12 protein-coding genes are annotated in these 15,518 nt (G+C 75.4%); 6 read left to right on the top strand and 6 right to left on the bottom strand.

Translation table 11 applies throughout. From position 1 onward, the window contains the following. From FA014_RS11835 to FA014_RS11820, 4 genes are all read left to right on the top strand, one after another. The coding region (locus FA014_RS11835) for a glycosyltransferase (protein WP_154729879.1) at positions 1-1,558 on the top strand (1,558 nt) is incomplete at its 5' end. Further along, positions 1,555-3,111, top strand: coding sequence for a glycosyltransferase family 4 protein (locus FA014_RS11830; protein ID WP_154729878.1), 1,557 nt, complete (start codon positions 1,555-1,557; stop codon positions 3,109-3,111). The genes FA014_RS11835 and FA014_RS11830, both read left to right, overlap by 4 nt. Positions 3,112-3,162: 51 nt before the next feature. Beyond that, positions 3,163-4,068 carry an ABC transporter permease gene (locus FA014_RS11825; protein ID WP_154729877.1) on the top strand — a complete coding sequence of 302 codons (906 nt, stop codon included), beginning with the start codon at positions 3,163-3,165 and terminating at the stop codon, positions 4,066-4,068. Beyond that, entirely contained in the window at positions 4,068-5,273 is a 1,206-nt protein-coding gene (locus FA014_RS11820) for an ABC transporter ATP-binding protein (protein ID WP_154729876.1), read from the top strand. Before FA014_RS11825 ends, FA014_RS11820 begins: the two co-directional genes overlap by 1 nt. Before the next feature lie 66 nt (positions 5,274-5,339). On the opposite strand, the gene FA014_RS11815 is transcribed toward FA014_RS11820, so the two are convergent. Then, the gene (locus FA014_RS11815) at positions 5,340-7,205 is read right to left on the bottom strand and encodes a DUF4214 domain-containing protein (RefSeq protein ID WP_154729875.1); all 1,866 of its coding nucleotides are present in this window, start codon (positions 7,203-7,205) and stop codon (positions 5,340-5,342) included. Positions 7,206-7,326: 121 nt separating this feature from the next. Between FA014_RS11815 and FA014_RS11810 the strand changes: the two genes are divergently transcribed. Both FA014_RS11810 and FA014_RS11805 read left to right on the top strand, forming a co-directional pair. After that, positions 7,327-8,025, top strand: coding sequence for a class I SAM-dependent methyltransferase (locus FA014_RS11810; protein ID WP_195969264.1), 699 nt, complete (start codon positions 7,327-7,329; stop codon positions 8,023-8,025). Between the two features lie 117 nt (positions 8,026-8,142). Next, entirely contained in the window at positions 8,143-9,885 is a 1,743-nt protein-coding gene (locus FA014_RS11805; RefSeq protein WP_154729873.1) for a hypothetical protein, read from the top strand. Here FA014_RS11805 and FA014_RS11800 read toward each other — a convergent pair. The 5 genes from FA014_RS11800 to FA014_RS11780 all read right to left on the bottom strand — a co-directional run. After that, positions 9,878-11,032 carry a glycosyltransferase family 4 protein gene (locus FA014_RS11800; RefSeq protein WP_195969263.1) on the bottom strand — a complete coding sequence of 385 codons (1,155 nt, stop codon included), beginning with the start codon at positions 11,030-11,032 and terminating at the stop codon, positions 9,878-9,880. The genes FA014_RS11805 and FA014_RS11800 overlap by 8 nt on opposite strands. After that, complete coding sequence (locus FA014_RS11795) at positions 11,029-12,324, bottom strand: hypothetical protein (RefSeq protein ID WP_154729872.1); 1,296 nt, start codon at positions 12,322-12,324, stop codon at positions 11,029-11,031. The genes FA014_RS11800 and FA014_RS11795 overlap by 4 nt, the downstream gene beginning before the upstream one ends. Next, positions 12,321-13,169 (bottom strand): decaprenyl-phosphate phosphoribosyltransferase, encoded by an 849-nt coding sequence (locus tag FA014_RS11790; RefSeq protein ID WP_230323097.1) that lies wholly within the window; start codon positions 13,167-13,169, stop codon positions 12,321-12,323. The genes FA014_RS11795 and FA014_RS11790 overlap by 4 nt, the downstream gene beginning before the upstream one ends. Before the next feature lie 17 nt (positions 13,170-13,186). Then, complete coding sequence (locus tag FA014_RS20705) at positions 13,187-13,693, bottom strand: phosphatase PAP2 family protein (protein ID WP_154729871.1); 507 nt, start codon at positions 13,691-13,693, stop codon at positions 13,187-13,189. A gap of 82 nt (positions 13,694-13,775) precedes the next feature. Beyond that, positions 13,776-15,518, bottom strand: a 1,743-nt coding sequence (locus tag FA014_RS11780) for a DUF4214 domain-containing protein (protein ID WP_154729870.1), incomplete at its 5' end; no start/stop codon positions are given.

The following is a 15,518-nucleotide window of genomic DNA, read 5'->3' as shown; positions in this document are numbered from 1 at the left end:
GCGCCGTGCGCCGCGGCGGCCGGGCGGCCCGGTGACCGCGCCGGTGACCGAGGCGGTCGCGCAGGCCCGGACCCACGCGCTGCTGGCGCAGCGCCTGCGCGCGGGCGCCGAGGCCGTGCTCGAGGACGTCCCGGCCCCCGACCCCGACGCCGCGCGCGACGCCGACGCCTGCCTCACGGCCCTGGTCGCCGAGCTCGTCCGCGAGCCCGGCACGGAGCTGATCTGGCTGCTGCTCACGCTGCTCGCGGGTGCCTACCCGTCGGCGGACGACGTCCGCGACGTCCGCCGCGCGCTCGACCTGGACGACCTCCAGGGCGTGACGCTGCGCCTGCTGGACCGCGCGCACGACCTCGCGACCGCCCGCCGCGGGCACGACCGCGAGGCGGTCGTGACGTCCGGTGTCGTCGTCGACGTCGACATGTGCGCGCGGTTCGACTTCCACAACGGCATCCAGCGGGTGGCCCGGGAGGTCGCGCGCCGGTGGGCCGTCGACCGGGACGTCACGTTCGTGGCGTGGACGGAGACCGCGGCGGCGACCCGCGCGCTCACGGAGCGCGAGGCGGACCGTGCGCTGCGCTGGCGCGACTCGGCGGAGGCCGCCACCGGCCTGGTCGAGGAGGAGGACGCGGACGCCGCGGCCCAGCCGCTGGTCGTGCCGTGGCGCGCGCGGGTCGTGCTGCTCGAGGTCCCGCTGCCCGATGTCCGGTGCTCCCGGCTCGCCGCCCTCGCGGAGCTGTCCGGGTCGACCGTGGACGGCATCGGCTACGACGCCATCCCGCTGATCAGCGCCGACGTCCGCCCGCTGGGCGAGCCGAACGGCTTCGTCACCTACCTGACCGCGGTCAAGCACGCGCGCCGGATCGCCGGGATCAGCGGCTCGGCCGCCGAGGAGTTCCGCGGCTTCGCGCACGCGCTCGCGGCGCAGGGCCTGCCCGGCCCGGACGTCGTCGAGGTGACGCTGCCGACCAGCGTCCCGGACGCACCCGCGGGGCAGACCCGCACCGAGCCCGCGCGGCCCCTCGTGCTGAGCGTCGGCCGCCTGGAGCCGCACAAGAACCACGCCGCGCTGCTGCAGGCCGCCGAGCGGCTGTGGGACGAGGGAGTCGACTTCGAGCTGTGCCTGGTCGGCGGGCCGGGCTGGGACCTCGAGGACTCCCCCGCCGTCGCGACGATCCGCCGCCTGGAGCGGGCGGGCCGCCCGCTCGCCTGGCGTCGCGGCGTGGGCGACCAGGAGATGTGGCGCCTCATCCGCTCGGCGTCCTGCACGGCGTTCGTGTCGCTGCACGAGGGCTACGGCCTGCCCGTGGCCGAGTCGCTGGCGTGCGGCACCCCGGTGCTGACCACGCGCTACGGCAGCCAGGGCCAGATCGCCGAGGCCGGCGGCTGCCTGACCGTCGACCCGCGGGACGACGACGACGTGCTCGCCGGCCTGCGTCGGATGGTCACGGACGCCCACCTGCGCGCCCGGCTCCGCGCCGAGGCCGCCGCGCGACCCGCCCAGACCTGGGACCACTACGCCCGCGACCTGTGGGCCACCCTGCTCGGAGGTGCCGCGTGAACCTCGCCCGACGCGTGACGGGGCGGCTGCGCTCCGCCCTCGACCCCCGGCCCGAGGTCGCCACCGACGCCTGGGACCGCCGCGTGGCCACCCTCGTCGGGGTGCTCGGGGAGGACGCCGGCACCGGCTCCGCCCCGGGCTCCGACCCGGAGGCCCGGCTGCTGCGCCTGCTCGCCGACGCCTCCGAGGCCCAGGTCTGGCTGGCCCTCGCGGTCCTCTCCGCCCGGCTACCCGCCCCCGCCGAGGTCGTGACGGTCCGCCGCGCGGCCCGCACCGCCGGCCCGTCCGCGGTCCTCGAGGCCGCGCGCGCCGCGACCACCGGGGCCAGCGCGCGGCGCGAGGTGCGGGTGCTGCGGGACCGCACCCTCGTCGACATGGGCGACCTCGTGCTGTTCCCCCTCGGCACCGGCATCCAGCGCGTGGCGCGGAACGTCGGCCGCGTCTGGCGCGACCGGCACGACGTCACGGCGGTCGCCTGGACGCCCGAGCTCGACGCGCTGCGGGCGCTCACCGCCGCCGAGCGGGACCGCGCGCTCGCCGGCGACGACGCGCCGGTGCTGGTGGACGTGGCCGAGCCCGGCGACGCCGCACCGGTCGTCGTCGTCCCGTGGGGCGGCCGCTACCTGCTGCCGGAGCTCGCGATCCAGGTGCGGCGCTGCGCCGCCCTGCACGGGCTCGCCGCGCACTCCCCCACGCGGTGCGGCGTGATCGGCTTCGACCTCGTCCCGATCACCTCCGCGGAGACGTCCGCCGAGGGGTTCGCGGCGGTGTTCGCGCTCAACCTGGCGGCGGTGGCGGAGTTCGACGCGGTCGCCGCGATCTCCGACGCGGCCGCGACGGAGTACGAGGGCTGGCGGCGGATGCTCGGCGGCGCCGGCCTGCCCGGGCCGCACGTCGAGGCCGTCGGGCTGCCGGCGCACGCCCCGGAGCCGTCCGAGGCCGACCTCGCCGAGGCGCGCGACCGGTTCACCGTGGGCGGGCAGCCGCTCGTGCTGTGCGTCGGCAGCCACGAGCCGCGGAAGAACCACCTGGCGGTGCTGCACGCGGCCGAGCTGCTGTGGCGGCGCGGGCGGAGGTTCACCCTCACGTTCGTGGGCGGCAACTCGTGGAACAGCGACGCGTTCTCGCGGCGGCTCGGCGAGCTGCAGGGCGCGGGCCGCCCGGTCGAGTCGGTCAGCCGCCTGGACGACCGCCTGCTGTGGGCGGCGTACCGGGTCGCCCACTGCACGGTGTTCCCGTCGCTCAACGAGGGCTTCGGCCTCCCGGTCGCCGAGTCGGTCGCCGCCGGCACCCCCGCGCTCGCGTCCGACTTCGGCAGCATGCGCGAGATCGCCGCCCGCGGCGGGGTCCTCCTCGTCGACCCGCGCGACGACCACGCCATCGCCGACGGCCTCGACCGGCTGCTGACCGACGACGCGCTGCACGCGCGGCTCACGGCCGACGCCGCGGTAGCGCCGGAGACGTCGTGGGAGGAGTACGCGGAGCGGGTCTGGGACCTGCTGACCGGTGCACCCGCGGCCGTCGTGGCCGGGTCCACCGGTGAGCGCGAGTAGTCTGTCCGGGCCGATCCAGCGGTCGGCCGTACCGTCGGGAGCTTGGATCGCATGACCACCATCAGTGACGCCAGGGCCGCGCGCCTCGAGCACGAGCCGCTGCGCACCACCGGCCCGAAGCGCGGGTTCGCCCGCGGGCTCGCCGGGCAGGTGCGGGACATCTGGGGGCACCGCGAGCTGCTGGACATGCTGATCCGGCGCGAGCTGAAGGCCCGCTACAAGGACAGCGCCCTGGGCTTCGTGTGGAGCCTGATGCGGCCGCTCGCGATGCTGCTGATCTACTACATCGCGCTCGGCAAGTTCCTCGGTGCGGCGCGGTCGATCCCGGACTTCGCGATCTACATCTACACCGGGCTGACCGCCTGGGGGCTGTTCTCCGAGGCGGTGTCCACCGGCACGGCGTCGATCGTCGGCAACTCCGGGCTGATCAAGAAGGTGTACCTGCCGCGCGAGATCTTCCCGCTCGCGGCGCTGGGCTCCGCCCTGTTCAACTTCGCGATCCAGCTGGTCATCCTGTTCGGCGCGACCGTCGCGGTGGGCAGCGTGCCGACCGGCACGCGCTGGGGCTACCTCCCGCTGTCGCTCGCGGTCATCATCGTCACGGCGCTGGGCTGGGCCCTGCTGCTGTCCGCGGTGAACGTCTACCTCCGCGACATCCAGTACCTGGTCGAGATCGCGATCATGATCTTCTTCTGGGCCTCCCCGATCGCGTACGCGTGGTCGATGGTCGACGACCAGGTCAGCAGCGAGCTGCTCAAGCAGATCTACCTCACCAACCCGATCACGATCGCGATCATGGGCTTCCAGCAGACCTTCTGGGTCGCGGGGGACGCCCACCCGTACCCGCCCGACCTCGACGTCCGGCTGTGGATCTGGCTCGGTGTCGGTGTCCTCTTCACCCTGGTCGGCCAGCGCGTGTTCGCGCGGCTGCAGGGCAACTTCGCGCAGGAGCTCTGATGGGCAGCAAGGCCACCGTCGTCGAGGTGCACGACGTCTCGAAGCGGTTCGTCATCCGCAAGGAGAAGTCCCTCAAGGAGCGGATCGTCAACTTCGGCCGCTCGAACCTCCACAAGGAGGACTTCTGGGCGCTCCGGAACATCGACCTGGACATCGAGACCGGCACCTCCGTGGGCCTGATCGGCCCCAACGGCTCCGGGAAGAGCACCCTGCTGAAGACGATCGGCGGCATCCTGCAGCCGACGTCCGGCACCGTGCGGACCCGCGGGCGCATGGCGGCGCTGCTCGAGCTCGGCGCCGGGTTCCACCCCGACCTGACCGGCCGCGAGAACGTCTTCCTCAACGCGTCGATCCTCGGCCTGTCCACCCAGGAGACGGAGAAGTACTTCGACGCGATCGTCGACTTCTCCGGCATCGAGCAGTTCATCGACACCCAGGTGAAGTTCTACTCGTCGGGCATGTACGTCCGCCTCGCCTTCGCCGTGGCGGTGCACGTGGACCCCGACGTGCTGCTGGTGGACGAGGTGCTGGCGGTCGGCGACGAGCCGTTCCAGCGCAAGTGCATGGACCGCATCCGCACGTTCCAGCACGAGGGACGCACCATCGTCCTCGTGACGCACGGGCTGGACCAGGTCGCCGAGGTGTGCGACCGGGCGGTCGTGCTCGAGCACGGCGTGGTCAAGGCGGACGGCGAGCCCCGCGACGCGCTGCGCGTGCTGCGCTCGGAGTTCGACCAGATGCGCGCGGCGGAGATCGAGAAGCAGCAGGCCTCCTCCTCGTCGGCGCCCGAGGAGCGCCCGCGCGCGGAGATCGTGTCCGTGGAGCTGCTGCAGGACGGCCGTCCCGTCCAGGAGGTGGCGACCGGCAGCCCGCTGTCGGTGCGCGTGACCGTGGACGCCGCCGAGCACCTCGACTCGTGGATCCTCGGCTTCGGCTTCGACTCCTCCATCGGCCAGGGCGTGTTCGGCACCAACAGCAAGCTGCTGCAGACCCCGATGCCCCCGCTCCGGGGCCGCGCCTCGTACGACTTCGCGATCCCCGCGACGCACCTCGGCGAGGGGTCCTACACCGTGCACGGCGCGATCGCCGGCCCGACCGGGGCCGAGCTGCACCGCCTGCGCGAGGGGGCCCGGCTGACCGTGGCCGCCGACGGCCGCGAGCAGGGCTTCGTCCGGCTGGACACCCGGATCGTGCCCGCCCGCTGACCGACCCGGCACCGGCGGACGGACGGCCCGGCACCCCTTCGGGGGGCCGGGCCGTCCGTCTGCCGGTCAGCGGGTCTGCGCCCGGTTGAAGTACTCCTGGCTCCGGCCGATCTCGATCGGCAGCACGAAGTCGCCCTGCCCCGCCATCATCGGCTTGTAGGTGGCGATGCCCGCCGCGTCGGCGTTCCGGCCGAGCATGAGGTTGTAGTACTCGTTCAGCCGCAGCAGCGCGGCCTCGTCCGACAGCACGATCGCCCGGACGACCGCGTGCAGGCCGGTGCGCTGCGCGGTCGTGGCCCAGGAGTCCCGCTCGGCCGCCGAGGCCGACCGCCCGAGGATGCGCTGGTAGACGCCGTCCACCCACGTCCGCAGGTCCTTGTGGCCGATCACGTCGAAGCCCTCGGCGCTGGCGTACACCTGCACCTGCAGCTCGGGCACGGTCATGCCCTGCAGCATGAGGTTGACCCAGGTCTGCGTGCCGGTGGCGTCGGGCTCGCGGCCGAGCGCCGTGCGGTACTGGCGCTGCACGAAGGTGTAGATGCGCTCGTTGGACCGCACGATGCCCTGCGCCACCGGGCGCGAGTCGCCGGTGACCAGCAGGTGCTGGGTCCAGGTGGCGAGGCCGGTGGGGTCGGGCGCGCGGCCGAGGATGTCCTGGTACAGCGCGTTCACGAGCTTCGTCGCCTGGTCGCTCGACATGCCCGACACGCCGAACCAGTCGCTCTTGAGGCCGAGCCTGCTGCGGACCTGGGCCCCCGTGAAGGTGGTCACCGCACCGGAGGTGGCGCGCACGGTGACGGTGGTGGCGCGGCCGCCGTCCTCGCCCAGCCCGTTGCGGGCCGTGACCCCGATCGACCCGACGGCCCCGGTGCCCAGCGCCGCGGCGACGGCGGACTGGCTCAGCGTGACGGTCCAGGTGTGGTTGGGGTTGGCCGCCGTCGCGTCGCCGAGGTCCTGCACGGCCGGGAAGGTGCCGCCGGCGGTCCAGCCCCCGGTCGAGGAGCTGAACTCGGTCCGGGCGATCGCCCCGTTGCCGGAGCGGCGCACCTGGCCGCTGGTCTCGGCCACGGCCTGCGACGTGGTCGCCTGCTCGACGGTGGTGACCACGCCCGCGTCGGTCTGCCGGAAGGCGCCGTTGTAGACCTGGCAGGTGGTGGTGTCGCAGATGGTCGCGGCGGTGCCGCCCGACAGGGCGTAGGAGCGGGCCGCGACCGCCTGCGCGCGCAGGGCGTGCATGCCCCGGCCGCCGCCGGCGTTGCCCCACGACGAGGGGGACTCGCTCGGCACGACGCTGCGCAGGTAGTCGTCGATGGTGACGCGGTTCACCGTGATCTGGGACGAACCCGTGTCCACCGCGGTCAACGAGCCGCGGTACGCGGTGGTCTTGCCGACCTCGCAGGTGCGGATCAGGTTGTTCGGGTCCGCGGGGTTCGCGGAGGTGGTCACGGCGGTCCCGGACGGGGCGCCGCCGAACCAGGGCGTCCACGGGCCGGCGCAGCCGGGCCCGCGGAGCACGGAGAACGTGCCCGGGCCCTCGCGGCGCAGCAGCACCGCGGTGGTGCCGGCGGCCGTGCCGTTCACCGCGAGCGCCGGACCGGTGACGATGGTGTCGCCGCGGTCCAGCCGGGTCAGCTGGACGCCGACCACCGGGTTGCCGGCGTCGCCCGCGAGCGACGTGCCGCCGTAGTAGTGGTCGAGGATCTGCTGGTAGGACCAGCCGTGGTCGACCGCGTAGCCGTAGGCCCCGTACTGCCCCATCCCCCGCCCGTGCCCGTAGCCGTGCCCGACGAACGTGAAGGACGGGTCGGCCGCGGCGGCGGGCTGCGCGGCGGGCACGGCGACGGCGAACGCCGCGAGCAGGGTCGCCACGAGGGCGGCGAGCACGCGGCGGCCCGGAGGGGCGTCGCGGAGGGCGGCTGCGGAGCGAGGCATGCCGCCGATTGTGGCCCGGGAGGTCGCGTCCGGTCAGCAGGCCGCGCGAACCGGTCCCATTTGCCCCGAAACGGTGCCACGCTGGTGGTCCAGCAGCACGTCGAGCGCGGGAGGGGGCGCCGTGCCGGAGGAGACCGCGTACGACGAGGCGTACTACCAGGCGAACGGGCAGGACCGGGACCGCCCGGCGCTGCGGCTCTACGACCGCCTGGTGCGACGGTACGTCCGGCCCACCCGGCTGCTCGACGTGGGGTGCGGCACCGGGCACCTGCTGGCCCGGCTCGCCCGCAGGACGCCCGCGGACGGCCTGGAGGTCTCCGCGTACTCGGCGGGGCTGGCCCGCGAGCGGTCGCCGCGCAGCACGGTCTACGCCGACGCCGCCGACCTGCCGGCCGGCGCGTTCGACGGGTTCACGGCGGTGCACGTCCTGGAGCACATCCCGGACGAGCCGCTGTCCGGGCTCCTGGCCGCGCTGCACCGGGCCACCCGGCCCGGCTCGCGGGGGCTCGTGGTCGTGCCCGACCCCGCGGGCCGGGGCCGCGCCCTGCACGGTGACGGCTGGCTGGGGTTCACCGACCCCACCCACGTGAACCTCAAGCCGCACGCGTCGTGGGTCGGCTTCCTCGCCGCGCACGGCTTCCCGGTCGACCGGGCCGCCTCGGACGGGCTGTGGCACTTCCCGTACTCCGCGCTGCCCGTCCCGCTCGACGCGCTGCGGCACGGCCTGCCGATGGCGGCGCAGTTCCTCGCGGGACGGCTGCTGCTGCCCCCGGGCTCCGGCGAGTCGTCGATCCTGGTCGTCCGGCGCGCGGACACCTGACCGCGCCGGGTGGCTGGCGTCACCCCCGGCGGGCAGGGAGCGGCCAGGACCGCCGAGTACGCTCCTGGAGGCGCCGCGGGGGCGGTGCCGACGACGCAGAGGGGGCTGGGCACCGGCATGACCACGCGAACCGACCGCGGTGACGACGTCGACGTCCCCGAGCGGCAGCAGCCGCAGGAGGACGTCCGCCGACGGCGCCGCCCGGAGCTCCGGTCCCTCGGCGCGCGGCTCGGCCGGCGCTGGCCGGTCCCGGCGCTCGCGCTGTGGACCCTCGTCGTGTGGGGCCGCCCGATCCTCCGGGACCCCGCGAACCTGCGCCTGTCGAACCCCGGCGACTCCGAGTCGTTCTCCCTGTACCTGTCGTGGAACGTGCACGCGCTGACGCACGGCAAGAACCCGTTCTTCCTCGACAACCTGTACGCGCCGCAGGGGATGGACCTGGGCAACGCCCTGTCGCTGCCGTCCGTGTCCCTGCTGGTCGCGCCGATCACGGCCGCCTTCGGCGGCACCGCCGGGTACAACGCGGCGTTCCTGCTGGCCGTCCTCGCGGGCGCGGTGGCCGTGTACCTGCTGGCGCGGGAGCTGACCGGCTCGGTGGTGGGCTCGACGCTCGCCGGTGCGCTCATGGTCGTCAGCCCCTACGTCACCGGCCACGCGCTCGGCCACCTCAACCTGCAGTGGACCTTCGGCCTCCCCCTGCTCGCCTGGCTGCTCCTGCGCTGGTACCGCGAGAAGCTGCGCACCGCCTGGCTCGTGGTGGACGTCGCCCTCGTCGTCGCGTTCACCATCGGCGCCTCGACGGAGCTGCTCGTCACCCAGAGCCTGTTCGCCGTCGCCGGGCTGGTCGTCGCCTGGATCGCGCTCCCCGCCCCGCGGCGCGCGCGCCTGCTGCGCGGCGTGCCGTGGCTGGCCCTGGGCGTCGTGGCCGGGGTCGCGGTGGCGAGCCCGGTCATCATCGCCGGGCTGCGCTCGGGGATCCCGGTCGACGTGGGCAACGACCCCGGCCTGTACTCCAGCGACCTGACCAACCTGCTGGCGCCCACGCACCTGACCCTGGTGGGCGACTCGTTCTTCGCCGGGCTGCGCGAGGGCTGGCAGGGCAACGAGGCGGAGAACACCGCCTACCTGCCGCTGACCCTCGTCGCCCTGGTGGTGGCGAGCGCGGTCGCCGTCCGCAGCCGGCTGCAGGCGGCGCTCTGGGCGTTCGGGGGCCTCGCGCTCGTGGCGAGCTTCGGCCCCCACCTGCTGGTCGCCGGGCACGCCACGGTGCCGATGCCGTGGGCGGTGCTCGAGAAGGTGCCCGGCCTGGACCACGCCCTGCCGGGCCGGTTCTCGCAGTTCCTGTTCATGGCCCTGTGCGTCCTGGTGGCGGTCGCCTGGGCGCACCGCGGGCGGTGGGGCTGGCTCGTCGGCGCAGCGGTGGCCGCCACGGTGGTCCTGCTGCTGCCGAACTTCACCACCATGCTCATCCCGGCCGGGGCCTCCGACCCCGAGCCCGACACCATCGACGTGGTGCGCGACGTCGTCGAGCCCGGCGAGAACGTGCTGGTCATGCCGGTCGGCCAGTGGGGCCCCGGCATGCGCTGGATGGACGACCTGGACTTCACGTTCGACATGCCGAGCGGGAACGGCGGCGGTGCCGCCCCGCCCGAGGGGCTCAAGGACCCGGTCGCCGCCGCGCTGTTCGCGACGGACCTGGACTACGACTACGCGAGCACGCTGCCGGAGTACCTCGACCGGGTCGGCGTGGACCTCGTGCTCGTCGACGCGCGCTACCCGGACTGGCTGGCGGTGGCCGAGGAGTCCCTGCCCGTGCCGGGCGTCGAGCGCGACGGCGTCTGGATCTTCGACCTCAGCTGACGGGCGCCCCGGGCGGGACCCAGCCGCGGGGCGCCAGCTCCTCGAACAGCCGCGCGTGCTGGTCGACCACCTGGTCCGCGGAGTAGCGCGAGCGCGCCTCCCGCGCCCCGCGGTCCCGATCCAGGTCCGCGGCCGCCAGCTCCCGGAGCGCGCGGGCCAGGCCGTCGACGTCCCGGGGGGCCACCACGCGGCCGAACCCGGTGTCCCGCACCGGCATCCGCACGCCGGGCAGGTCGCTCGCGACCACCGGCACGCCGAGCATCATCGCCTCGACCTGGACGATGCCGTACGCCTCGAGCGAGTTCACCGACGGCAGCGTGAAGACGTCGAGCGACGCGTAGAAGTCGGGCAGGTCCTCGTCCGGCACGAAGCCCATCAGGCGCACCCGGGGGTCGTCGCCGACGGCGGCGCGCACCCGCTCCACCACGCTGCCGCCGGCGACCTTCGCGAAGTCGCCGCCGATCAGCAGGCGGGCGTCGTCGTCGAGGGTCCGGAAGGCCCGGACCAGGTACTCCAGGCCCTTCTCCTCGACGATGCGGCCGAGGAAGCCCACGTGCAGGCCGTCGCCGTCGCGGAACCGCGGCGTCCCGCCCGACCGGTCGAGCGCCGGGGCGGGGAGGGCGCGCGTGCGCCCCGCCATGGCCGCGTGCAGCCGGCTGTGCTCGGCGTAGTCCTCGCTGGTCACCGCGACCACGTCGGCGTGCCGCAGCGCGATGCCGTGCGACAGGTCGAGGGCCCGGACCTGCACGGCGTTGAGCGCACCGGCCGGCAGGGTCACGTCGCACTGGTAGGTCACCACCGTGGGGACGCCGCGCGCGAGGGTGGTGATCGCGCCCGCCTCCAGCATGGGCAGGTGCAGGTGCAGCAGCCGCGCCCGGCGCGCCCAGCGCGCGACCGTCGGCGCGAACGCCGGGCTGACGATGCCCTTCCCGATGCGGGCGACCACCGGCGTGCGCAGCACCCGCACGCCGTTGATCGTCTCGCGCGGGGGGACCGAGGGGTCGTGGTGCCCGGCGACGACCAGCACCCGCCAGCCCCGCGCCGCGAGGCCCTCCGCGGTGACGCGTGCGGCCTCGGTGACGCCGGAGACGTAGGGGGCGTAGTAGTTCAGGGCGACGACGACGTCGTACGCGGGGCGAGCGGTCATGTGCGTGATCCTTCCGGCAGGCGCGGCAGCCGCGCCACCGAGAGCGCGACGACGGGGACCAGCACCGCCCCGGCGACGACGCACCCCACGAGCAGCGGGAGCGTGACGCGGGCGGCGAGGTCCGGGACGAGGAGGGCGACGACGACCGCCGCCGCCACCCCGGCGGCCCAGGCGGGACCGGTGCGGCGGTGCCGGCCGAGGGCGACCGCGAGGTCGTTGGCCACGGAGGCGACGAGGTAGGCGGCGACGCCGAGCACGACGAGCACGACGTCGCCACGGGCGACCTGGTACTCGGGCCCGAACAGGAGGGGGACCAGCGGGGGGCCGAGCAGCGTCCCGACGACCACGGTCAGCCCCGCCGTCCCGACGACGAGGACGGCCAGCCGGGTCACGAGCCGCCGGGCGCGGTCGCCCTCGCCGCGGTGCACCATGCCCGCGATCGGCGCGACGTACACCGCCTGCGCGGCCTGGGTCACGAAGACCGGGAGCCGCGCGAGGGTGAGGGCCGCGAGCAGGTGGCCCGCCGTGGCGGCGAGCGCCGGGGTGCCGGCCACCAGGCCCGCGACGACCGGGCCGCTGTTCAGCAGGCCCTGCATGCCCAGCATGGCGACCACCAGCGGCAGCACCGCGCGGCGGGCGCCCCGGAGGCCGTCGTCGGCGGGGGCGCCGACCACGTCGGGACCGGGGTCGGGTGCGGGCCCGCCGCGGCGCACCAGCGCCCGCCCGACGAGCGCGCACGCCACCGACGAGCACGCGACCGCGGCCAGGTACGGCGCGACGGCGGTCGTCCCCGACAGCCAGAGGACGATCGCGACGGCCGCGCGCACGCCTGCGTCGACCAGCACCACGCTCGCGTACGCGAGGCGCCTGCCCTCCCCCGCGAGCACACCGCGGGCGGGGAACTGCCAGACGAAGCCGGCCGCCGTGGGGACGAGCAGCAGCACGGCCGCCCACGCGACCGCGTCCGGCGAGCCCCCGTCGCGGAGCAGCCACACCAGCAGGTGCACGACGACCGCGGCGGCCGCGAGCGGCAGCGCGATCCGCGCACCGCGGGCGAACGCCGTCGCCCCGCGCCACGCCCCGGTGGCCGTGCGGGTCGCGAGGACCTGCTCGACCGGCAGGAAGGCCCCGAGCGACGCGATGATCGCCGCGGACCAGAACAGGGAGAAGGCGGAGTACCCGGCGGGGCCGACGGCGCGGCCGACGACGACGAGGAGCGCGTAGGTCGCGGCCCCCGACACGACGGCCCCGCCGAGCACCCACACCGGCGACCGCGGGTCGGGCACCCTCATCCCAGGACGACCGCCGCCCCGAACAGCCCCAGCCAGAGCAGGCCGAGCACCTGCAGCGTCCGGTCACCGAGGACGACGCTCTCGGGCTCCCCGGCGGCACCCCGGTCGATGTCCAGCGCGTACCGCAGGATCGCCACGACGAACGGCGCGATCGACAGCTGGGTGAGCAGCGCCTGGTGCCCGGGCAGCGAGAACGCCCACAGCGAGTAGAAGACCACGGTCGCCGAGGCCGCGATGCCCCAGACGAAGCGCAGGTAGCTCGCGGAGTACGCCTCCAGGGTGCGGCGGGTGGCGGACCGGCCCTCGCCCACGAGGTGCACCTCGGAGTAGCGCTTGCCCGCCACCATGAACAGCGAGCCGAAGGTCGCCACGAGCAGGAACCAGGGCGACAGCGGCACGTCCGCCGCCACGCCGCCCGCGACGGCGCGCAGCAGGAACCCGGACGAGACGATCGCGAGGTCGATGACCACCTGGTGCTTGAGCCACAGGCAGTAGGCGGTCTGGACGGCGGCGTAGACGGCGAGCACCGCCGCGAGCGGGCCCTCGCCCGCGACCACGAGCGCGACCGGCACCCCGATCCCCAGCACGGCGGCCAGCACGGACGCCACGGGGACCGGCAGCTCGCCCGAGGCGATCGGCCGCAGCCGCTTCACGGGGTGCTGCCGGTCGGCCTCGCGGTCGAGGACGTCGTTCAGCAGGTAGACGCCGGAGGCCACCAGCGAGAACGAGACGAACGCGAGCAGCACGCCCCGCAGCCCGTGCGGCGTGAGCACGGTGCCCGCGGCGATCGGCCCCGCGGCCACCAGGACGTTCTTGACCCACTGGCGCGGGCGTGCGGCCCGCACCGCTGCGCGGACGGTCCTCACCGGGCGGCCCGCACGCGGTGCCGCACGAGCGCGCCGGCGACCGCGCCGATCGCCGCGCCCGCCGCGACGTCCGACGGGTAGTGCACCCCGACGACGACGCGCGACAGCGCCATCCCGCCGGCCAGGGCGGCGGCCGGCACGGGACCGACGATCCCGCCGAGGGCGACGCAGGCCGCGGTGGTGGAGGCGGCGTGCGCGCTCGGGAAGCTCAGGTCGGACGGCGTGCGCACGAGCACCTGCACCCCCGGGTCGTCCGGCCGCGGGCGGCGCACCACGCGCTTGAGGACCACGGCCGCCGCGTGCGCGCCGAAGGCCGCCGCGGTCACGCCGAGCCACTCGGTGCGCCGGCGCCGGTCCACCACCGCGCCGGCCAGGCCGAGCGCCAGCCAGCCCGCGGCGTGCTCCCCCCACGTGGAGTAGGCGCGCGCCGCCGCCGGCACGGCCGGCACCCGCGACGCCGCCTGCTGGACGCGCCCCATCAGGCGGATCTCCGCGCTCGTCACCTGTCTCGCTCACCCCGGGAATCGTCGGCTGCCGGTCGGGCCGGAGGCTGCTGCCCGCCCGGCCGGGCCACCGAGGACCCGCTCACACGTACTTCGCGACCGCCTGGTTACGGTACTCCAGGCTGCCGACGATCTGGCTGCGCAGCTCGCCCTCGCCGCGCGCGAGCAGCACCGGCGGCCAGGTGGCCATGCCCGCGGCGTCGGCCCCCCGCCCCAGGTACTGCTGGTAGAACGCCTGGACGCGGATGTTCGCGCTCTCCATGGACTGCCAGAACCCGCGGACCACCGCGTCCTTGCCCTTGGTCGCGACCAGCGGCGACCAGAACGCGATGTCGGACGCCGACGCCGTGCGCCCGAGCATCTTGCTGTAGAGCGCGGCGACGTAGCGGTCGTTGGTCTGGCCGGAGATGTTGAAGTACTCGACGCTGCCGAAGAGCCAGATGCGCAGGTCCTCGGAGCGCATCCGCCCGTCCATGATGGCGGCGGTCCAGGTCGCGATGCCGGTCGGGTCGGGGGCGCGGCCGAGCACGTCCCGGTAGGCGCGGTCGACGGCCGCGTACGCGTACTCGGCGCTCGTCGCCAGGCCGGTGGCGACCTGGGCCGGGGCCATGCCGCCGACCATCGCGGCGCTCCAGGAGGTCAGCCCGCCCTGGTCGACCGGCCGCCCGAGCATGTCCTGGTAGAGCTTGCTCGTGATCGCACGCGCGTCGGCCAACGGCATCGCCGGGCCGGAGACCGAGGCGATCGTGCGGATCGTGCCGAGCTGGGCGTAGCCGTACCGGCCGGGGCACGCGGTCTGCGCCACGTCGCGGTGCCCGATCACCCGCGGCAGGTACAGGCCGGACGGGTACGTGCCGGCGCCGAGCGGGTTCACCCCGTAGGCCGCCAGGCGCCAGCCGATGATCCGGCCGACGGACTCGATCATCGCCGGCGTGGTCGGAACGGTGTCGTAGTTGCCGAGCATCGAGACGCCGACCGTGCCGGTGTTCGCGTTGGTCGCGTGGACGCCGATGACGGCCTGGGTCAGGCTGTTGGCCCGGCCCTCGTAGATCGTGCCCCACTTGTCGACGATGAAGTTGTAGCCGATGTCGCACCAGCCGCGGGCGTCGATGTGGTACGCCTGGTCGTTGCGGATCTGCTGCATGGCCTGGGCCTGCGTCGTGTAGGAGTTGCTGCCCGCCGTGTGGTGCACGACGGCCCCCTCGAGCCGGCTCGCGACGTCGGGCGCGCACACCTGGTTGCGGGCGCCCCACTGGGCGCGCGTGACGACGGCGGGCTGCGCCGCCGCCGCCGGGACGACCGCCGCCGGGGCCGCGGTGCTGTACGCCGCGGTGCGGACCACGGCCTCGCCGGTGCTCGCCGCGCCATCCGCGGCGGCCGCGCCGGTCCCGGTGCTCCCGGTCCCCGGGAGGTCCTCGTCCGAGGCGACGAGCGCGAGCGACAGGTCGGCCGGCCCGCCGTCGGCCGTCGCCGCGAACGACAGCTGCACGGCCTCGGCCTCGCCGACCCAGTACGAGTCGGTGCCGCCGCGCGCCGCGTTCGCCGCGTCCGCGGTGCCGGCGTCGGGCTCGGCGTCGCTCGTGCCGAGCGCGACCCAGTCGGACCACTCGCCGTCGGTCAGCGAGCGCACCTGCGGCTCGAGCCCGGCGGCGTCCGCGCCCTCCGGCCAGGTCACCCCGACGGTCTGCGCCTCGGTGGTCTCGACCGCCGGGGTCAGGACCCGGCCGGCCTCGAGGACGTCGGCGACGACGGTGCCGGCGGCCGGGTCCACGCTCTCGGCCGGCGCCGGGGTCGGCTCCGCGGCGGGCTGCTCGGCCGCGTCGGC

Origin of the sequence: Cellulomonas hominis, from assembly GCF_005239125.1 — a bacterium.
In the GTDB taxonomy this organism is placed as follows: domain Bacteria; phylum Actinomycetota; class Actinomycetes; order Actinomycetales; family Cellulomonadaceae; genus Cellulomonas; species Cellulomonas hominis_A.
Note: the sequence above shows the minus strand (reverse complement) of the source record. Positions and strands in the feature narration are given on the sequence as shown.